The organism is Labedella endophytica, assembly GCF_003990045.1.
Classification (GTDB): Bacteria; Actinomycetota; Actinomycetes; order Actinomycetales; family Microbacteriaceae; genus Labedella; species Labedella endophytica.
This window is the reverse complement of sequence record NZ_RZGZ01000002.1, coordinates 1,429,717-1,449,117: the sequence shown is the minus strand read 5'-3', so window position 1 is coordinate 1,449,117 and position 19,401 is coordinate 1,429,717. Positions and strand designations below refer to the sequence as shown.

At 67.2% G+C, this 19,401-nt stretch carries 17 protein-coding genes; 11 read left to right on the top strand and 6 right to left on the bottom strand.

What is annotated here, in order from left to right; all coding sequences use genetic code 11:
- Nucleotides 1-153 precede the first annotated feature (153 nt).
- From lplAB to ELQ94_RS17750, 6 genes are all read left to right on the top strand, one after another.
- The gene (lplAB, locus tag ELQ94_RS10260; RefSeq protein ID WP_127049740.1) at nucleotides 154-1,203 is read left to right on the top strand and encodes a lipoate-protein ligase LplAB; all 1,050 of its coding nucleotides are present in this window, start codon (nucleotides 154-156) and stop codon (nucleotides 1,201-1,203) included.
- 44 nt (nucleotides 1,204-1,247) lie between these two features.
- Entirely contained in the window at nucleotides 1,248-2,201 is a 954-nt protein-coding gene (locus ELQ94_RS10255; RefSeq protein ID WP_127050283.1) for a DNA-methyltransferase, read from the top strand.
- A 472-nt stretch (nucleotides 2,202-2,673) separates the two neighbouring features.
- Nucleotides 2,674-3,216, top strand: a complete 543-nt coding sequence (locus ELQ94_RS10250) for a hypothetical protein (protein ID WP_166404729.1) — start codon at nucleotides 2,674-2,676, stop codon at nucleotides 3,214-3,216.
- Nucleotides 3,217-3,270: 54 nt separating this feature from the next.
- Entirely contained in the window at nucleotides 3,271-4,194 is a 924-nt protein-coding gene (locus ELQ94_RS10245) for a hypothetical protein (RefSeq protein ID WP_127049736.1), read from the top strand.
- Nucleotides 4,195-4,678: 484 nt separating this feature from the next.
- Nucleotides 4,679-8,503 carry a 5'-methylthioadenosine/S-adenosylhomocysteine nucleosidase gene (locus tag ELQ94_RS10240; protein WP_166404727.1) on the top strand — a complete coding sequence of 1,275 codons (3,825 nt, stop codon included), beginning with the start codon at nucleotides 4,679-4,681 and terminating at the stop codon, nucleotides 8,501-8,503.
- 32 nt (nucleotides 8,504-8,535) lie between these two features.
- On the top strand, nucleotides 8,536-9,294 hold the full coding sequence (locus tag ELQ94_RS17750; RefSeq protein ID WP_424977128.1) for a DNA-methyltransferase: 759 nt from the start codon (nucleotides 8,536-8,538) through the stop codon (nucleotides 9,292-9,294).
- Between the two features lie 67 nt (nucleotides 9,295-9,361).
- Here the strand turns inward: ELQ94_RS17750 and ELQ94_RS10230 are convergent, their stop codons facing one another.
- The 3 genes from ELQ94_RS10230 to ELQ94_RS10220 all read right to left on the bottom strand — a co-directional run bounded on the left by ELQ94_RS10230 (nucleotide 9,362) and on the right by ELQ94_RS10220 (nucleotide 11,344).
- The gene (locus ELQ94_RS10230) at nucleotides 9,362-9,745 is read right to left on the bottom strand and encodes a DUF2185 domain-containing protein (RefSeq protein ID WP_127049732.1); all 384 of its coding nucleotides are present in this window, start codon (nucleotides 9,743-9,745) and stop codon (nucleotides 9,362-9,364) included.
- Between the two features lie 216 nt (nucleotides 9,746-9,961).
- Nucleotides 9,962-10,990: an aldo/keto reductase gene (locus ELQ94_RS10225; RefSeq protein WP_127049730.1), complete on the bottom strand. Its 1,029-nt coding sequence runs from the start codon at nucleotides 10,988-10,990 to the stop codon at nucleotides 9,962-9,964.
- Between the two features lie 150 nt (nucleotides 10,991-11,140).
- Nucleotides 11,141-11,344: a hypothetical protein gene (locus ELQ94_RS10220; protein WP_166404725.1), complete on the bottom strand. Its 204-nt coding sequence runs from the start codon at nucleotides 11,342-11,344 to the stop codon at nucleotides 11,141-11,143.
- 220 nt (nucleotides 11,345-11,564) lie between these two features.
- On the opposite strand from ELQ94_RS10220, the gene ELQ94_RS10215 reads away from it, so the two are divergent.
- Complete coding sequence (locus ELQ94_RS10215) at nucleotides 11,565-13,166, top strand: DNA-3-methyladenine glycosylase 2 family protein (protein WP_127049726.1); 1,602 nt, start codon at nucleotides 11,565-11,567, stop codon at nucleotides 13,164-13,166.
- Nucleotides 13,163-13,669, top strand: a complete 507-nt coding sequence (locus tag ELQ94_RS10210; RefSeq protein WP_127049724.1) for a methylated-DNA--[protein]-cysteine S-methyltransferase — start codon at nucleotides 13,163-13,165, stop codon at nucleotides 13,667-13,669. Before ELQ94_RS10215 ends, ELQ94_RS10210 begins: the two co-directional genes overlap by 4 nt.
- 192 nt (nucleotides 13,670-13,861) lie before the next feature.
- Here ELQ94_RS10210 and sufU read toward each other — a convergent pair whose 3' ends face one another.
- The 3 genes from sufU to ELQ94_RS10195 all read right to left on the bottom strand — a co-directional run bounded on the left by sufU (nucleotide 13,862) and on the right by ELQ94_RS10195 (nucleotide 16,447).
- The gene (gene sufU / locus ELQ94_RS10205) at nucleotides 13,862-14,305 is read right to left on the bottom strand and encodes a Fe-S cluster assembly sulfur transfer protein SufU (protein WP_127049722.1); all 444 of its coding nucleotides are present in this window, start codon (nucleotides 14,303-14,305) and stop codon (nucleotides 13,862-13,864) included.
- Nucleotides 14,305-15,615 carry a cysteine desulfurase gene (locus tag ELQ94_RS10200; RefSeq protein WP_424977125.1) on the bottom strand — a complete coding sequence of 437 codons (1,311 nt, stop codon included), beginning with the start codon at nucleotides 15,613-15,615 and terminating at the stop codon, nucleotides 14,305-14,307. Before ELQ94_RS10200 ends, sufU begins: the two co-directional genes overlap by 1 nt.
- 61 nt (nucleotides 15,616-15,676) lie before the next feature.
- Entirely contained in the window at nucleotides 15,677-16,447 is a 771-nt protein-coding gene (locus tag ELQ94_RS10195; RefSeq protein ID WP_127049720.1) for an SDR family NAD(P)-dependent oxidoreductase, read from the bottom strand.
- A gap of 61 nt (nucleotides 16,448-16,508) precedes the next feature.
- Here ELQ94_RS10195 and ELQ94_RS10190 point away from each other — a divergent pair, with 61 nt between their 5' ends.
- From ELQ94_RS10190 to ELQ94_RS17685, 3 genes are all read left to right on the top strand, one after another.
- Nucleotides 16,509-17,051: a TetR/AcrR family transcriptional regulator gene (locus ELQ94_RS10190; RefSeq protein ID WP_127049718.1), complete on the top strand. Its 543-nt coding sequence runs from the start codon at nucleotides 16,509-16,511 to the stop codon at nucleotides 17,049-17,051.
- 159 nt (nucleotides 17,052-17,210) lie between these two features.
- Nucleotides 17,211-18,911: a hypothetical protein gene (locus ELQ94_RS10185; protein WP_127049716.1), complete on the top strand. Its 1,701-nt coding sequence runs from the start codon at nucleotides 17,211-17,213 to the stop codon at nucleotides 18,909-18,911.
- A gap of 83 nt (nucleotides 18,912-18,994) precedes the next feature.
- Nucleotides 18,995-19,279 carry a hypothetical protein gene (locus ELQ94_RS17685; RefSeq protein WP_166404723.1) on the top strand — a complete coding sequence of 95 codons (285 nt, stop codon included), beginning with the start codon at nucleotides 18,995-18,997 and terminating at the stop codon, nucleotides 19,277-19,279.
- The last annotated feature ends 122 nt before the right edge of the window (nucleotides 19,280-19,401 follow it).

Here is a 19,401-nt window from a genome sequence, read left to right as displayed (position 1 = left end):
ATCGGCGTCCCGACGACCCTACCCGGACGGATCGAGCGACCCCCTGCCCCGGTACCAGAATCCGTCGAGACTACCCGAGTACGCGGGTGCTTTCGAAGGATCATGGTGCCCGGGCGGGGTCGGTCTCCGGGTGGGCGCGGATAGTGTGGACGCATGCACGGTGAGTATAAAGTTCCCGGCGGCAAGCTCGTCGTGGCCGACCTCGAGATCATCGACGACCGATTGACGAACGTCCGGATCGCCGGCGATTTCTTCCTCGAGCCCGACGAGGCGCTCGACGCGATCAACGCGGCCGTCGAGGGGCTCCCCGCCGAGTCCGACTCGGCGCGGATCGCGGCCGCCGTGCGGGCTGCGCTCCCTGAGGGCGCGACGCTGCTGGGCTTCAGTCCCGAGGCCGTCGGTGTGGTCGTGCGCCGCGCGCTCACGAACGCCGCCGACTGGCGCGACTTCGACTGGGAGATCGTCGACTCCGGCTCGATCTCGCCGCGCATGCACCTCGCGCTCGACGAGGTCCTCACCGCCGAGGTCGGCGAGGGACACCGCGGCCCGACGCTGCGCATCTGGGAGTGGAACGAGTCCGCCGTGGTGATCGGCAGCTTCCAGTCCGTGAAGAACGAGGTGGACGTGGAGAACGCCGCGAAGTACGGCTTCGACGTCGTGCGCCGCATCTCCGGCGGCGGCGCCATGATGATGGGTTCCGGCAACGTCATCACTTACTCCCTCTATGTCCCCGCCGAACTCGTGCAGGGAATGACCTTCGCCGATTCGTACGCCTTCCTCGACGAGTGGGTGCTGCAGGCGCTCCAGTCGCTCGGCATCGCCGCGACCTACCAGGGGCTCAACGACATCACGAGCCCCGCGGGCAAGATCGGCGGCGCCGCGCAGAAGCGCCTCGGGTCCGGTGCCGTGCTCCACCACGTGACCATGAGCTACGACATCGACGGTGAGCTCATGACGAAGGTGCTGCGCATCGGCCGCGAGAAGATGAGCGACAAGGGCACCAAGTCCGCCGCGAAGCGCGTCGACCCCCTCAAGAGCCAGACCGGACTCGCCCGCACCGAGATCATCGACCGCATGCTGCAGTCGTTCCGCACGCTCACCGGGGCGCGCGAAGGTCACATCACGGACGCCGAGTTCGCCGCGGCCGAGGAGCTCGCCGAGTCGAAGTTCGCGAGCGACGCGTGGCTCCACCGCGTTCCGTGACGGGAGCGGAGGAGGCGTCGTCGGGTGGATCGGGGTTCGGCGGCATGCCCGCCGAGAGCACCGTCATCGAGGGTGACAACCTCGACGTGATCGCGACGCTGCCCGACGGCGCGTTCACGATCGTGTACCTCGATCCGCCCTTCAACACGGGACGCGTGCAGCGTCGACAGTCGGTCACGAGCGAGCGGATCAAGCCCGTCGTGGCGGAGGAGGCGGCGGCTGCTGCCGTGCCAGAGACGACAGCTGAGCCGGCGGGCCTTCCCCTCGACGCGAACGCACCCGAGGCCCCGGAGGGTCGCGGCGCGCTCGACCCGAGCACGCGGGTGGTCACGGGCTTCAAGGGTGCGACGTACCGGCACGTGCGCGGCGAGCTGCGCGTGTTCGACGACGCGTTCGACGACTACTGGGAGTTCCTCGAGCCCCGGCTCACGGAGGCCTGGCGCCTGCTCGCCGACGACGGCACCCTCTATCTCCACCTCGACTACCGCGAGGCGCACTACGCGAAGGTGCTGCTCGACGCGCTGTTCGGCCGCGACTGCTTCCTCAACGAGATCATCTGGGCCTACGACTACGGCGCGAAGTCCCGCTCGCGCTGGCCGACGAAGCACGACACGATCCTCGTCTACGTGAAGGATCCGGCGCGGTACCACTTCGATTCCACGGCTGTCGACCGCGAGCCATACATGGCGCCGGGGCTCGTCACGCCCGAGAAGGCGGCGCGCGGCAAGCTCCCGACGGACGTGTGGTGGCACACGATCGTGTCGCCGACGGGCAACGAGAAGACCGGGTATCCCACGCAGAAGCCGCTCGGCGTGCTGCGCCGCATCGTGCAGGCGTCGAGCCGCGAGGGCGACTGGGTGCTCGACTTCTTCGCCGGCAGTGGCACCACGGGAGCGGCGGCCGCGGAGCTCGGCCGCAACTACGTGCTCGTCGACTCGAACCCCGCCGCGATCGAGGTCATGCGGAAGCGCCTCCAACGCCCCTTCAGGGAGAAATGACCACAGACTGTGACACCTCGGAGCGGGCGAGCTCAGCCCCGTGATGGAGCCGAAATCTGGGTGGTCAGCCAAACGTCGAGCTTAGGAACCAACCGGCGTCGGGTCGAAGGGGGCTTTTTCCGCTATGAAGCGTCGGCATCACAGGGCCACCTCCTTTTGAACGTAAGTTCAATCGCTGATGTGGAGTGTAGGTTGCTGCGGTGACGCCGTAATGCCTGGTGCGCCTGACACGATGACGGGATGGACCTATCCGGAGCGCTCGATGGACACGCTCTCCTCGAGGTGGGATCAACGTGGCGTCGTGAAGGCGACGAGTTCATGACCAGCGACGTGCACCCCGTCGCCGGTTCTCTGGCACTCCGCGACGCGGAGGACCTCCGGTCGCCGTCGCCGCTCGCGCCCGCCTATGTCGCTTCCGCTCGGATGATGGCGGCGTATGACGCCGCCCGGGAACCAAGGCGAGGTCCATCACGTGGCCGATTATGCGCTCATCCGTGTGATTTTCGAAGGTGCCGGCAGCGCATGGTGGGTCACCTCCGCCTCGACCCGAGAGGAACGCATCAAGAGATCATTCCGGATCGTCCTCGACGAGCTGGAGCAGGCCGACAGCCGCGAAGCGAAATCGATCCCGCAACTCCGCACGGCGGCATCGAGGCAGACCCGGCAACAGGCGCTCGATCGAATCCGCGAGCTCACGAAACAGCTTCGCGCTGAAATGGACGCCGCCGGGATCCCGGCAGCCGCGTCCGCGAAGATCATCATGCCCAAGATCCTCAACAGTGCGGGTCGAGCGACAACTGACGGCGTCGAGTACGGATTCTCGACCGCGTGGTCGATGACGAGCTCCGTTGCTCACGGGGCGCTGACGTCCGTACTTCAGCTCTCCGACCGCACCCAACGATCCGACATGATTATGAGCAACCCCGACAGTGTCCTCGCATTCACCGACCCCGCAGGCGCACTCCTCACACTCACGCGACAGAGCTGGCACCGTTACGCGCGAGCGACCGCCTGACACGTCCTCGTCACACAGCCACCAGTGTCGGGTGTTCCTGGCACGATAAGGCGCATGAGCGATATCGCCTCCATCACCCGCAACCAGCGACGTCTGATCGACACCGATCGTTTCGTCCAGAGCTGGTCAGTCGGGGGAGAGATCATCAAGTCGCTGGCTCCGGTGTTCGACGTCACGACGACGATCAAACCCATCCTCGACATCAACTCGATCGTCGGCACTCAATTTCAAACCTTCGCGAACATCAACGCTGTCATCGACCCGGTGGGTAATCTCGCGAAGTCCCTCTCGGGCGTCCACCCGATCGTCCCACCGGCACTGACATGGTCGATGGCGCCGCCCTTCGACACACACATGACCGACGTCTTCACTCTCCGTGGCGCCGAGATCCTCAAGACCGTCAACGCAATCCCGAAATTTCCGAGGGTGGCGACGATGCTGGGCGCCGACACGATCGCGAATGTTGGTCGGCTCACCTCGATCGCGAGGGGCTTCGATCAGCTGACCGGCGGGCCCCTCGACACTCTCGGCCGCGCCCGAACCACGATCGACTCATCCTCAACGTTCCGCGCGGCGGTCACCGAAGCGGCACGCGCAGCCTCCCAGCCCGGAACGTTCGGCATCCCCAGCGACGCAGCAATACGCGAGCGTCTCGCAGAGGTCCGCGACGTCGTCGACGCCGATCCCGATCTCACCGACCGCATCGAGGACCAGACTCCCGAGATGGTCGCGTTCTTCCGACAGACCTCCGGTCTCGGATATCACGACCTCCACGATCTCGCCGCCCTGTATGACGACACGCGCAGCACCCTCGCGCACGGCAGCCCCGGAGAGTACCTGCTCGCTCTGTTTGCCACCGTCGGGTTCATCCTCGCGGACCACATGCTGCCCGACAACGTCATGACGGCCATCTTCCTCGGCGCCGAAGTCTTCCTCGGTGTCGGATTGTGGCAGTACCGGCGCGGCCCCGCCGAGTAGTCAGCACCTCACCGAAACGACGCTCAGCCAGTCGCCCGCGAGGGGCGACCACGGAAGCAGACCAATGTTCGCGTCGCTCGACGTTGGGGGCCGTCTCTGTGCGTCCTCTACCCTGGACGAGCGCCAAGGCAACCGGCTCGCGGTCGAGGGAACTTGATGGAGACCTCAGTCATCCGCGAACGCCATGTCGAAGCCGAACCCAACGGCAGTCTCGCACAGGAGCATTGTCTCGGACTCTCCGCTCACGATACCCATGCCGCGGTGCCACTGTTGCTTCTTGCAACGCCGGGTCTCCTTGCATCGAAGGTCTCCCGAAGTTTGATGCCGGCCAGGTAGTGCGCTAGGAGCCGATGAGAAGAGCTCCGCCAAATTGAAGGGTGCGGAGGATCACCCAGGTGAGACATACTCAGACCCAGGCCGTCCGAAGACCTCATCGTCTTGCGGTTGCAAGGGTGCCATCACAAGACAATGGAGGGTGATGCAAGTGGACGGTGTGGATGTCCTTATGTTGTGCGCGGTACCGGTGGAGTGGGAATCCCTCAAGGAGATGATTGTCGATCCCGTCGAGGATCCGATCTTAACGGACCCCGCCATTAGGGGGCGTCTCGAGTTCGACGGGCGCGCACTGACGGTGGCGCTGGTGGAAGTGGGGATGGGACTTTCGCCCTCTGCGATGGCCACGCTTAAGGCGATCGAGAAGTACCAGCCCGCGTTGGTCGCTTTCGTCGGGATCGCTGGAGGCGTGAAGGACGTGCGAGTTGGCGACGTCGTGGTTGCCGACAAGGTGTATTCGTACGAAGTCGGGAAGGTGAAGGACGGACAGTTCCAGTCGCGCTCGGACACGCGCGTGGTTTCCTCGGCACTCGACGGCATTGCCCGGAAACTCCGCGCAAGCCACGTCGCCGACGAGTATCGGCTTTTTGTAGGCGCCATCGCCAGTGGGGAGAAAGTATTGGCGGACGGAAACGCCGAGGAACTGGGGAGGATCAAGGCGCTCGGCGGTGACTCGCTTGCGGTCGAGATGGAGGGGGCGTCGATTCTAGGTGCCATCGACCGGGTTGACGCTAATCCGGACTACTTCCTGGTTCGGGGAATCTCGGACCTCATCTTTAACAAGTCGGAGGCTGATGAGAATGGCGGCCAAGAACTCGCCATACGGAATGCCCGCGATGCCGCGATGCGCCTGATTAGGGCGTGGGATGCCAGTGCTGAAGCGAGTTTCCCAGTAGCGCAAGTAGAATCTGACCTCCTTGCAGCGGGACTCCCGCTACCGTCTCCGACGGAGTGCTTCATTCTCATTGCAAGCCCAAACTCTCCTCACGCCGAGGCTGTAGTCAAGAGCGGTTTCCCGTTGGCAATGGTCGCTGACCTCGATCCCAACTCAGACGTCGACGGTCTACTTGCTCGCTCACGCTCCGCTCTTGAGGATCGTCGGCCAGTCCATCTCGGCGCGCCGTCAAGTCCTCCGCCCTTCGGCACAAGCTCTACAGGGTGGGTTCGCGTTCAAGGCTTCGATGACCCGGCAATGGAGGTCCAAACCTGGACGCGAACGGTGAGACGGTCGTGGCGCTCTATGCTCTCGACGCTGGCTTCGACGATAGGAGGGCGACACGTTGTCGTCCTCGTGACAGACGACGGAGACGGCGCGTGGAACGTATGGCGAGCCCCGCTCGTTGATGATCTCCTGACGGAGTTCGGCGAACAAGCTCTCGTGGGCATCCTGGGACCAGGACGATCGATCGATTCAGACTTTCGTCTTGCCCAGCAGCCAGACGTGTTGGCGCGGGCGCTCGAAGGGTTGATGCCCCCCGAATTGCCGTCTGATGCGAGACAATTACCCGGCGCCGAGGGTTCAGTCGAAATGACTGCTGCGGATGCAGGATGGATTGGCGAGGATGCCACCATTTACTGGTCCGCCGACCCTGAAACGAGTGGTGCCGAGGCTGAGGCGCTTGATTTCCTGAGAGGTGGAGAAATCACGCTTGCGGCGCTCGGAGTTGACGCTGATGTCACGCGCACACAGACAGCTGCCCTGCAGAAGCAACTGCTCGGTATGCTGTCCAACCGCCGGACGCTCCGCCTCAACCTGTTCCATGCGCCTGGTTCTGGGGGGACGACACTTGCACGCCGGATAGGGTTCAATATTCGAAGCCAGTTCCCGGTCATATTTTTAACACAGATTCGAGCTGGCGAGACGGTTCAGCGTATTGAGGCGATCAGCCGACAAACGCGCAACACGGTACTGGTAGTCGCTGAGGCCGCAGACGTTCGTGACGATCAGATCGCGGCCCTGATTGACGAACTCCATGCGGTCTCACTACCTGCTGTCGTGTTGGCCGTGTCCCGGGCCTATAGCCCCCCTTCTTTGCAGTCATCGTCCCCTTATGTCCCGGAAGTACTTGGGGACAGTGAAGCCGAAGCTTTTGTCGACGCCTACAGTGCGCGCGCCTACGCAGCTCGGGGGGCGCTGCAGGCGATCGCAAGCCATCACGATCACCGCCGTAATGCCTTCTTCTTTGGGCTCGTCGCCTTCGAGGAAGACTTCCAAGGGCTTGAGCCGTTCGTGCACGGGCGTCTCACTGGTGTGGAAGGCGCTCAGCGGCAGGTAATGCTTGTTTGCAGCATTGCCCACTTCTTCGGGCAATCGTCGATACCTGAGTATGCGCTTGCACGCCTTGTCGGGCTTCCATCCTCGCGGGCCGGCGGCTTCGCTCGCACACTCGCACCGGAACTCCGAGGTCTCTTGTGGCGATCAAACGAGGGGGAATGGAGAACAACCCACCCATTGGTGGCAGAGGAGATACTTAGACAGCTCGGCGGTGGGAGCGACCTATGGACACAGGCGCTGTCCGGCTGGGGAAGGCTCTTCGCAGATTTCTGCCTTGAGGCCGAGGGTGATGACGCGATGCAGAAACTTCTAGAAAGTGTATTTGTCGACCGTGATGACGACTTTGCTCAATCGGGGCCGGGCAGGGAGAGTTTCGCGCGCCTGATCGAGAAGATTCCCTCCCTGGATGGTGCCGCGCAACTCTTGGCCTATGTGGCGGACCGGCAACCCGACCATCCGCACGTTTGGGCGCATGCTGCTCGCTATTACGCCTTCCGCATGGTCGACTTTGCGACCGCGGAAACCTACGCGAAGCGTGCGAGTGCTCTGTCGCCAGACAGCTCGACACTCCATCACATCCTCGGCATGGTTTATCGCTCGCGCGTGTACGACGGCCTGGGTCGTCATGTCTCGTTCGACGAACTCGTTCCCTGGGTGGAGGATGCTGCTGCCGAGTTTGCGACCTCCCGCGAACTCGCAGCTAGTTCAAAGGACCACGGATTCGTCAGTGAGATCCAGATGCGAGTCAAGCTCGTCGAGTATGGGATCCGTGACAAGACGCTCGCAAATTATCTGGCGGGAGCGCCACACCGGCTTGTCGTCTCAAGTCTGGAGAAGGCGGAAGACTTGATCTCAACCCTGCGCTACAGAGGTGACCCACGGAAGCCCAGCAGTTTCGAACAGACAGAGCGAGCGAAGCTGAAGCGGATCTACGGGGACTACGCCACGTCCCTTCAGCTCTTGGACGCTCTCCTTGTAAGGGGTAGTGTGCCCTTGCCGGTCGTAAGACGGCAGCTGGTGTGGACATACCTAGCGCGTGTCGATCGTGACTGGCGAGCGCTTGCTCCGAAGGACGTGAACCGAGTCGTCTCATTGCTAGACGAGAACCTAGCTGTTGACGGATACGCGTCATCCGACGCTCTAGCCTGGTGGCGTGCCGTTCGGATGAAGAACCCGTCCGTGTCGCACGAGAGAGTTAAGGAGGTCCTCGCCTATTGGCGGTCCTCGAATCCGACGCTCGACGCGGAATATTGCTCGTTCGTCGCTTACGCGCTCGACGTCCTGGACGACCTACCCGCGTCCGCAGCTGAGGCCGCAAGACACGCCCGAAAGTGCGCGGATATGGCACGCAGTGAGGGGACGCGGACGCGTTCGGTCGATTGGTACGGAGAAGGTCAGGGGATGGCGTCGCTGGTTCACCACTCGGAACTCGGAAAGTGGGATCCGGCCTTGGATTTCTGGGCCGACACTCGGCGATTGAGGACCATCGAAGCGCGAGTCACGAACATTCGGGGGCCGCAGGCCGGTGTCGCAGACGTACGGGGAATGGAGGCCTTCTTCGTGCCACAGCGTGCCGGCGTCGTCCGTGGCCGACATGAAAATGAGTACATCCGTGGGTTCTTAGCCTTCACGCATGACGGTCTCCGCATATGGGAGCCGACTCTCCTGGAACGCCGCACCGAGAATCGCCTCCAGACGTAGGGCGGGTTTTAAGGAGCTCGCCTAGCCGGCGGTTGGCGGACTCTAGGTCGAGGGCCGCGGCTAGTCTTTCGGGCGGACTGCGGAAGCCCTCGCGACTCAGCGAACCTTCCATTCAGGTCCAGCCGCCAGAGAACTACCACCGGCTCGAGGCGCGCCTCTGCTCCGGCTATCCGACTTTCCGGTGGCGACGGACGCAGCCCGACCCGTCTGCCTGCCCGATCGTGTTTCCACGGGGTAGGCATCTAGCACGGGGTAGGACATCCAGAGGGTCGACGAGTGAACGTCCGTCTTCCTCGACAACGTGCCGTTTCTGTCGCGACGTGAACACGCTGGACATCCTGCTAGACCGAAGTCTGATCGGCGCCGATCACCATGTCCGCGGGCGGGTTCATCGGCCCAATGTCGATAGGCGTCGCAGAGAAAAACGCATGCTCCTTCAAGATCACCCGCCTGAGGCCCTCCTGGGCTCGGAGGATCGCGAGCCGTACATGGCGCCGGGCCTCGTGACGCCCGAGAAGGCGGCGCGCGGCAAGCTCCCGACGGATGTGTGGTGGCACACGATCGTCTCGCCGACGGGCAACGAGAAGACCGGGTATCCCACGCAGAAGCCGCTCGGCGTGCTGCGTCGCATCGTGCAGGCATCGAGCCGCGAAGGCGACTGGGTGCTCGACTTCTTCGCCGGCAGCGGCACCACGGGAGCGGCGGCGGCGGAGCTCGGCCGCAACTACGTGCTCGTGGACTCGAACCCCGCCGCGATCGAGGTCATGCGGAAACGCCTCCAACGTCCCTGAGGTGTCGCAATCTGTCCCCCTCCAGGGACGGATGACCACAGATTGTGACACCTCAGGGAGGGCGGGCTCAGCTCTTCGGTGGGGCTGCTGCTCGCATCGCCTCGGCGACGTAGAAGTTCTCGGAGGGGATCTCGCGGCCCGTGGTCGCGTCGATGATGTGCAGGCCCGACGCGTCCCTCACGAGCTGCAGGTCGGTTCCGACGGGGAAGTCGTAGATACCGATAAGTGCGGGTTCGATCGCGCAGGCCTGGTTGAACGACACGATCTGGAGGTTGCCCGAGTCCGCCAGGTACTCGCTGGAGTCGACGTCGCTGAAGATACGCCATCCGTTGTCCGCCGGCGCCTTCGATTCCTCGCGCACCATCCAGCGCACTCGACCGGCGCCGGTGACGACGTTCTTCGAGACCAGGCACGCACCGGACTGGGGGATGAATTCGGGGTAGTCAGCCATGGCCCCACCCTAGGAACGGGACCGGCCCCGGGTCCATGGGCACACGTCCCCACCCCCCCCACCCCCCCACCACCCTCGTGAGGTGTCGACGACTCCGCGACGTGCGGACTTCCGTCCCCTCTCACCGCGAAGTGCGGACTTTTGCTGTCGAATCGGGTGATCCGGGGACAGAAGTCCGCACTTCGCGGGGCGGGAGGGGGGCGGAGCCAGGGCGGGTCAGCGGCCGGTGAGCTTCCGCTCGCGCTGGGCGACGCCGGCCGTGCCGTACGGGTAGTCGTCCGGCGTCGGGGCGCTCGCGTCGGTGAGGCGCTGCGTCTCCTCCTCGGAGAGGACCAGTTCGGTCGCGCCCATGTTGTCATGCAGCTGGGCGACGGTGCGGGCGCCGAGGATGACGCTCGTGACGGCCGGGCGGTCGCCGAGCCAGCGCAGGGCCACCTGCGAGGAGGACACTCCGTGCCCGTCCGCGATCTCCTTGAGCGCGTCGACGACGGCCCACGTGCGCGGGTTCTCGTTGCGCTCCTTCCACGCCTCCATTCCACGCGTCGGGTTCTCGCCGAGACGCGTCGAACCGGTCGGCGACACGTCCTTCTCGTACTTGCCGCTCAGCCAGCCGCCCGCGAGGGGTGACCACGGGAGCAGCCCGATGTTCGCGTCGAGGGACGCCGGGACGACCTCGTGCTCGATGTCGCGCACGAGCAGGTTGTACTGCGGCTGCAGCGTGACGGGAGCCGCGAAGTGGTTCGCCTTCGCCACGTGCACGGCCTTCGTGAGCTGCCAGCCGAGGAAGTTCGAGAAGCCGTAGTAGCCGATCTTGCCGGCCGTGACGGCGTCGTCGAGGAAGCGGAGTGTCTCCTCGATCGGTGTGAAGGCGTCCCACGCGTGCATCTGGTACAGGTCGACGTGCTCCACGCCGAGGCGGGTGAGCGACGCGTCGAGCGCGGTGCGCAGGTGACGGCGCGAGATACCCATGTCGTTGGGTCCGTCGCCCATCGGGAAACGGCCCTTCGTCGCGATGACGGTCTGCGCGGCCTCCGTGGGGTGCTGGGCGAGCCAGCGACCGATGATCTCCTCGGACACCCCCGCGCTGTAGACGTCGGCGGTGTCGATGAAGGTTCCCCCGCCCTCGACGAACGCGTCGAGGATCTCGTGGGACGTCTCCTCGGTGGCCTCGGCCCCGAACGTCATCGTGCCGAGAGCCTGCTCGGACACGGCGGCGCCGGATCCTCCGAGTGTGCGGAACTGCATGCGTATCCCTTTCGTCGTTGAACGGCCGCGCGGTGTGAACCGCGGACACTCTTCGAGTCTCGTCTCGCGTTTACAGCGGTGCAAGGCCTCGACAGTCTCCAGCGATCGGCTACGCGAGTGGCCTCAGGCGACAGTCGGATGCGGTCCGGGTCAGAAGACGCGCTTCGACGGGTCGGGGAGGATGTTGCCGTAGGGGTACTCCACCCAGGCTCCCGTGCCCTCCGGCGGACAGGCGTCGTCGATCGCCTTCTTGACGACGCTGTAGTCGGCGGGGGCGCGGCGGTACATGTACTCGACGAGATCCACGTCGTACTCGATGCGCCCGTCGTCCCAGAAGGCGTCATAGTGAAGCATCCGTCGGGGCCTCGTGATCCACCACCACCGAGACGGTTCCATGCACGCCACGGCACGGAAGACGTCGGGACGCTCGGCGGACATGCCGCCATCCTCGCAGGCTCCGGGATGCTCGGTCGCTGAGCTTGTCGAAGCGTGTCGCGGCAGCTTCAGGCTCGTGCCCCACGGCCGTGTCCGATTTCCGCTAGCCAGTGTCGACTGCGTGCGGCAGGGTGGAGGCATGGACTTCGGAGAGCGGTACCGCGTGATCGAGTCGCGCGACGCGCGCTTCGACGGCCGCTTCGTCACCGCGGTTCGCACCACGGGCATCTACTGCCGCCCGAGCTGCCCGGCGCGCACCCCGAAGGAGGCGAACGTCACCTTCTATCCCACGAGTGCCGCCGCCCACCTCGCCGGCTACCGCGCGTGCAAGCGCTGCCTGCCCGAGGCGACGCCGGGTAGCCCGGAGTGGAACCTCCGCGAGGACGTCGCCGCCCGCGCGATGCGCCTCATCGCCGACGGGGTCGTCGAGCGCGACGGCGTCGACGGCCTCTCCCGGCGTCTCGGGTACTCTGCCCGCCAGCTGAACCGCATCCTCGTCTCCGAGCTCGGCGCGGGGCCGATCGCGCTCGCTCGCGCCCAACGCGCACAGAACGCGCGGGCCCTCATCACGGGCACGGCGATGCCGATGGCGGACGTGGCGTTCGCCGCGGGATTCTCGAGCATCCGCCAGTTCAACGACACCGTCGCCGAGGTGTTCGATCTCACGCCGTCGGCGCTGCGCAGCCGATCACGGGCCGTCCCCGAGCGCGGAGCGGAGCAGGCCGCCGGTTCGATCCGCCTCGCGCTCCCGTATCGCGAGCCGCTCGACGTGGACGGGCTCTTCGGCTGGTTCGTGCCACGCGCCGTGCCGGGCATGGAGCTCGTGGGACCGCGTCGCTACGCACGAACCGTCCGCTTGCCGCGGGGCGCTGCGATCGTCGACCTCACGGCGCCGGAGCGCTCGAGTGGTCGCCCGCGCATCGACGCCGTCGTCCGGTTCGAGAACCTCGGCGATCTGCCGGCGCTCCTCGGTCGGGTGCGGAGGCTGCTCGACCTGGACGCGGACCCTGCGGCCGTCGACGGCGTGTTGTCACGCGATGAGCGTCTCACCCCGTCGGTCGCGCGCGTGCCCGGCATCCGGGTCCCCGGCGCGCTCGACGCGGGGGAGATGCTCATGCGCGCACTGCTCGGGCAGCAGGTCACGGTCGCATCCGCGCGCACGCAGCTGACGCGCCTGGTCGAGACCCTCGGTGAGGCTGTGCCGCTCGAGGCCGCACCTGCGGGTGACCCCGTCCTGGGGACGGACGACGCCGGGCCGCACCGGCTCTTCCCCGCCCCGGCGGCGATCGCGGAACACGCCCACGAGATCCTCCGCGGTCCCGCCGTCCGCACCGACACCGTGCGACGCGTGGCGGCCGCGCTCGCCGACGGCTCGCTCACGATCGACTTCGCCGATACGCGCGACGACGTGACGGAACGCCTGACCGCCATCCGCGGGATCGGACCGTGGACGGCGGACTACGTCGTGATGCGGGCGCTCGGCCACCCCGACGTCTTCGTCCGCCGCGACGTCGCCATCCGCTCGGGCGCTCGTGCCCTCGGGTTGCCCGACGGGGATGCGGCGCTCGCCGCCGAGTCCACCGCGTTCGCCCCCTGGCGCAGCTACCTCTCGATGCACCTCTGGCGGGCGGCGGCCGATGCCGCGCCCGTCAGACGATCCGATGCGTCCGCCCGTGCCCCCGCATCGGGCCGCGCCGCATCGATCCCCGACCCCTCCACGACCTCGAAGGAACACGCATGACCGCGACCGCGCTCGTCCACACGATCGATACCCCCGACGGTGCGTTCACCCTGCTCGAGAACGACGAGGGTCGCGTGCTGTCGTCGGGCTGGACCGACTCCACGGAGGCGGTGCTCGCTCGCCTCGCCCCGAAGAACCGGCCGGAGGTGCTGTCCGGGCCGTCGCACAACGCGTCGGCGGTGCACGCGTTCTACGCGGGCGACGTACGCGCGATCGACGCCGTACCGGTGCATCATTTCGGCACGCCGCTGCAGAACATCGCCTGGGCCGAGCTGCGCCGCATCGCGCCGGGAGCGCCGATCACGTACACCGAGCTCGCCACACGCACCGGGAACGTACGAGCCGTGCGCGCCGCCGCGAGCGCGTGCGCGCGCAACGCCCCGGCGCTCTTCGTCCCGTGCCACCGCGTCATCAACACCGCGGGCGGACTCGCCGGCTTCGCGTGGGGCATCCCGGTCAAGCGCGCCCTCCTCGCCCGCGAGGCCGCGTTCGCGACCGCCTGACCGTGCCGGTCGCTGAGCTTGTCGAAGCGTGTCGCGGCCGTCTCTGGTCGTCACCCTTCGACAGGCTCAGGGAACGTGTGGTCGCGACGTGCGGACTTTCGCTCACTCTTCCCGCGAAGTGCGGACATTCGTCGTCCAAAACGCGTCGGAGGGGACGAAAGTCCGCACTTCGCGGTAGAGGGGGGGGAGGGGTCAGGAGGAGAGGGTGAGGGTGTCCTCGAAGGCGACCCAGCCGAGCATCGCGCACTTCACGCGGGCGACGTAGCGGGAGACGCCCTCGAGCGCCGCGGCATCGCCGAGCGGCTCGTCGTCCTCCACGCCGGCGCCCTTCGAGCGCATCATCTCGCGGAAGAGCGCGATGCGGTCGCGGGCCTCCTCGCGAGTGAGCCCCGCCACGACGTCGTGGAGCAGGGACGCTGACGCCATCGAAATGGAGCAGCCGGCGCCCTCCCAAGAGATGCGTTCGATCGTGTCGTCGTCGGCGAGGTGCAGCCGCAGGGTGATCTCGTCCCCGCACGTGGGGTTCAACTGGTGCGACTCGGCCGCTGCGCCGTCGAGCAGCCCGAAGCCGTTCTTGCGCTTCGAGTGGTCGAGGATGACCTGCTGGTAGAGGCTCGCGAGCTCGGGGGATCCCATCACTCCTCCCCGAAGAACGAGCGGACGCCCGCGACGCCCTCGAGGAACGCGTCCACGTCGGCGGTCGTGTTGTACAGGTAGGTGCTCGCGCGCGTTGACGCGGTCACCCCGAGCCGACGATGCAGCGGTTGGGCGCAATGGTGTCCGACGCGGGCGGCGATACCGCGGTCGTCGAGGAACTGGCCCACGTCGTGCGCGTGCACCCCCTCCACGTCGATTGCGACGAGACCGGCGCGGCCCGCCGAGTCCGGGGGGCCGAGGACGCGCACCCCGGGGATGTCCGCGAGGCCGGCGAGGAGGCGCTCCCCGAGCGCGTGTTCGTGAGCGGCGATCCGCTCCATGCCGACGGCGTCGAGGTAGCGCACGGCCTCTGCGAGGGCGATCACCTGGGAGACGCGCTGCGTGCCGGCCTCGAAGCGCTGAGGCGCCGGGAGGTAGGCGGATTCCTCCATCGTGACGGTCGTGATCATCGATCCGCCGGTGAGGAAGGGCGGCATCGCGTTCAGTAGCTCGCTGCGGCCGTAGAGCGCGCCGATGCCGGTGGGCGCGAGCATCTTGTGCCCGGAGAAGACCGCGAAGTCCACGTCGAGCGCGCGCAGATCGAGTGGCAGGTGCGGCGCGGACTGGCACGCATCGAGCACCACGAGAGCGCCGACATCATGCGCGAGGGCGACGATCTCCGCGACGGGACTCACGGCTCCCGTCACGTTCGAGACGTGCGTGAACGTGACGATTCGCGTGCGCTCCCCGATCACCTCGGCGGCGGCCTCGGCGCGGATAACGCCGTCGTCGTCCACGGGGACGAAGCGCAGTGTCGCCCCCGTGCGGAACGCGAGTTCCTGCCACGGCACGAGGTTGGAGTGGTGCTCGGCCTCGGTGACCACGATCTCGTCACCGACCCCGAGGCGGAAGCGCTCGGCCGCCGCGCCCCCGCGCCCGACGCTCGCGTTCGAGAACGCATAGGCGACGAGGTTGATGCCCTCCGTGGCGTTCGACGTCCAGACGATCTCGTCGGCGTCCACCCCGACGAAGGCGGCGACGGTCGCGCGCGCGTCCTCGTAGAGCTCGGTCGCATTGGCCGCGAGCGTGTGGGCGCCGCGGTGCACGGCCGCGTTCGTGGTCTCGAGGTAGCGGCGTTCCGCATCGAGCACGGCCGTGGGTTTCTGCGATGTGGCACCGGAGTCGAGGTAGACGAGCGGGTGCCCGTTCACCGACTGGGCGAGGGCGGGAAAGTCGGCCCGGAGGCGGAGCGCCTGATCGTCGCCGAGGGTGTCCGTCGCCTGGGTCGGGGGGAGGTCGTGGATCGTCACTCCTCTATTGTCCGTCGGATTTCATCGTCGGGTTCTCCGCGCCGTCCGTGAATCGCGCAGCTCAGGCCTTGTCGCGCATCATGCGCTCGGCGACGCGGAGGCGGGTCCGCGACGGGAGGAGTCGTGTCGAGACCGCGGCGAGGATGCTGTTGGCGCGTCCGTCGACGACGGACGGAGCGCGTCCGGGTAGCGCCTTCCAGGCCGTCTCGACCACCTCTTCCGGTGCGCGCTTGCCCCGCGCAGCCCCCGGGTTCATGGGTGTCTCGGTGTCGCCCGGCGAGACCGCGAGGATCCTCAGTCCGAACGGCCTGTTCTCCTCGGACATCGCCTCGGTGAGCATGAGCACGAAGGACTTCGATGCCGAATAGGCCGCGAGATGCGGAATGGGCTGGTAGGCGGCGGCGCTCGCGACGTTGATGATCGTGCCGGAGCCGGCCGCACGCATGCGGATGATCGCCGTTCTCGTCAGCAGGGTGAGGGCGGTGATGTTGAGGTCGATCATTCGTCGGAGGGCCGTCTCGTCGGCGTCGGCGAGATCGCCCTCAACGGAGGCACCCGCGCAGTTCACCAGGTGGTCGAGGCGGGGGAGCCCGGTGAGGAGATGCTCGGCGACGCGGGTGACGTCGGCCGCGCGAGAGAGGTCCGCGACCAACAGATCGACGCCGACACCGTGTCGCGCGGACAGGTCGTCTGCGATCACACGGAGGGTCGATTCCGAACGGGCGATGAGGAGGAGATCGAAGCCCTCGCGGGCGTATCGACGGGCGAATTGCTCTCCGATGCCGGAGCTGGCTCCGGTGATGACGGCGAGAGGGCGGTGGGATGTGGTCATGACGTCGACTCTATACGGATAAGTAATCCGATTGGATCACTCATCCGGATATAGTGGTGTCATGACGGAGATGCGGAAGGATGCCGCTCGCAATCGCGAGCGGATCGTCGACGCGGCCCGCGACCTCCAATCCCGTGGTGAGGTCCTCGCCCTCAATGCGGTGGCCCGCGCGGCGGACGTCGGAGTCGGCACCGTGTACCGACACTTCGCGACGGTGGAGGAGCTCGAGGAGACGCTCGTCTGGGATCGCTTCGATGCGCTCGATGCGATCCTGCAGGAGACCGCTCCAGGGCAGCTCGAGCGGGCGCTCGAGGCCCACATCGCTCTCCTCGTGGAGGATGCCCTGTTCGAGAAGGTGACCCTGCGGTCGGAGGTCGTGCTTCCTCAGACGGCCACGGCGCGCGACGCGCTCATCGCCCAGCTCGCCGAGCTGATGAGTCGAGCGCGTGAGGACGGGCTGCTCCGAGCGGACGTCGACGCCCCTACGGTGCTGCACCTCACGTGCGGCCTGGCGCACAGCATCCGCGCCTCCGGTGCCGGCATCGACAGTGCTCTGGCGCGCTCGCTGCTTCGGGTGGCCTTCGACGGCCTGCGAGCGGCCTGACAGGCGGACGGCTGCACGCATTCGTCCTGGTCGCGGTCATCGCCGCTTCGACGCGACGGCGCTCGCCCTCGAATGACGGGACGACTCTTCACGCCCTCGACATCCGATGGTCCGCTGTTCTCGGTGCTGCGCGTCGGGCGTCTCGGTTAGCCTTAACCGATGCCCTCTCGCGTCGTCCGTTCCGTCTCCGTGTCCGTCGCCCTCGCCGGGGTGCTCGCACTCGTCGGCTGCACGACCACCGCCCCGGAGCCCGAGGCGGACGCGACCGTCACGACCGTGCGGCCCGCCGACGGCACCACCGCGGTGACCGACGCGGACGCCGCGACCCGGGCGATCGAGACGAGTCGCTCGCTCTTCGAATCCACCCCGCTGGTCGTCGTGAGCGCGGACGACGACGACGCGAGCTTCCTCGCCGCCCAGGTGGCGGTGGAGCTCGGCGTTCCCCTCCTGCTCGACGGGCGAGGCGAAGCCGTGGCCGAGTCCGCCTCGCCGGCTCCGTCCTCGACGGGCGCGCCGGACGAGCCGGCCGGCGGTTCCACAGCCGAGCCCGAGGCCTCGGCGCTCGACGACGAGATCGAACGCCTCGGTGCCGCCACCGTGATCGCCGTCGGCGACGTGGATGCGGAGTCGTTCGGCGACCTCGACGTCGTCGCGAGCGACGCGGACGCCGAGGCGCTCCGCGAGGCGACGGGGATGGACGTCTCGGACAGCCCCGACGACTTGACCCCCGCGGCGATCGCCGCCCTGCCAGCCCCCGAGCGCTCCACTTCCACACCCTCGGCCTCGGCCGCCCCGATCCATCCGATGCCCGAGCCCGCCGCGCCCCTCGAGGGAACGATCGCGCTCAGCACGGACGCTGCGGGGGACGCCGCGGCCCTCGCCACTGCTCGTGCCGCCGGTGTTCCGGCGACCGTGCTCCCGGCGGGCGCCGCCGATCCGCTCGGCTCGACCGCCGCGATCGGGGCGCTCCACGACGCCGGGGCCGCGTCCACCCTGCTCCTCGGTGAGGCCTTCGGCACGCTTCCCGATCCGGACTGGGCCGTCCGCACTGCCGCGACCGGCTTCGAGCTGCCGGGAGGCGGCCAGCACCTCTTCGCCGACCGGCTGTACGTGGCGCTCTACGGGGCACCCGAGGTGCCCGTGCTCGGTGTGCTCGGCGAGCAGGACGTGCCGGCGACGATCGAACGTGCGAGGACGACGGCGGCCGAGTACGCGGGCCTCACGGACCGCACCGTCGTGCCGACGCTCGAGATCATCGCGACCGTCGCGGCCGGGGATGCGGGAGACGACGGTAACTTCTCCAACGAACTCGCGACGAGCCGGCTCGAGCCGTACATCGACGCGGCGGCCGACGCCGGCGTGTACGTCGTGATCGACCTGCAGCCCGGCCGCACCGACTTCCTCACCCAGGCGAAGCTCTACGAGTCGCTGCTCGCGAAGCCCAACGTGGGCCTCGCCCTCGACCCCGAGTGGCGCCTCGCGCCGGACGAGAAGCACCTCACCCAGATCGGTTCGGTCTCCGCACAGGAGATCAACACCGTCTCCGACTGGCTCGCCGACCTCGTGAACCGCGAGAGCCTGCCGCCGAAGATGTTCGTGCTGCACCAGTTCCGGCTCGACATGATCGAGAACCGCCAGGACGTCGACATGTCCCACCCGGAGCTCGAACTGCTCATCCACGCGGACGGTCAGGGCGGCCAACCCGACAAGCAGGCCACCTGGCGCGCCCTCCACGCCGACGCCCCGGCGGGCATGGCCTGGGGGTGGAAGAACTTCTACGACGAGGATCTCCCGATGCTCACGCCGGAGCAGACGATGCGCGACGTGACGCCCGAGGTGGACCTGGTCACCTACCAGTAGGCGTTCCGGGGAACGGGTGCCCATGTCCTTGCTGGCCGTCGGGCTCTAGAGTCGCTCGTATCGACGACGGAACGGGGCTGAGTGTGGACGGAACGTTGGGGTGGATGATCGCGGGTGCCGTCGGCATCGTGGTCGTGGTGCTGATCATCGTGGGGTCGGTCTCGGGAGGTGCCGGGAAGCGCCGCCGGGGTGACGGTTCGGGAAGCGACGGGGGCGTGTACGTGGGAGGCTCCTCGGCAGACGACCGCCATGGGCACCACGGCGACTCGAACGACGGCGGTGGTTCCTTCGACGGGGGTGGCGGAGATAGCGGTGGCGGCGGTGACAGCGGCGGTGGAGACGGCGGCGGCGGCGGAGGCGGCGACTAGCCGTCTTCGAGAATCCGGTCGCGTCCGTCGAGAGTGCTACTCCCGACCGAGGGCGCCACGTAGAGGTGGCGCCCTCGTGCCACATCTGTCGCCCTCGAAAACTGTGTCGGCGCTTCCCGCTT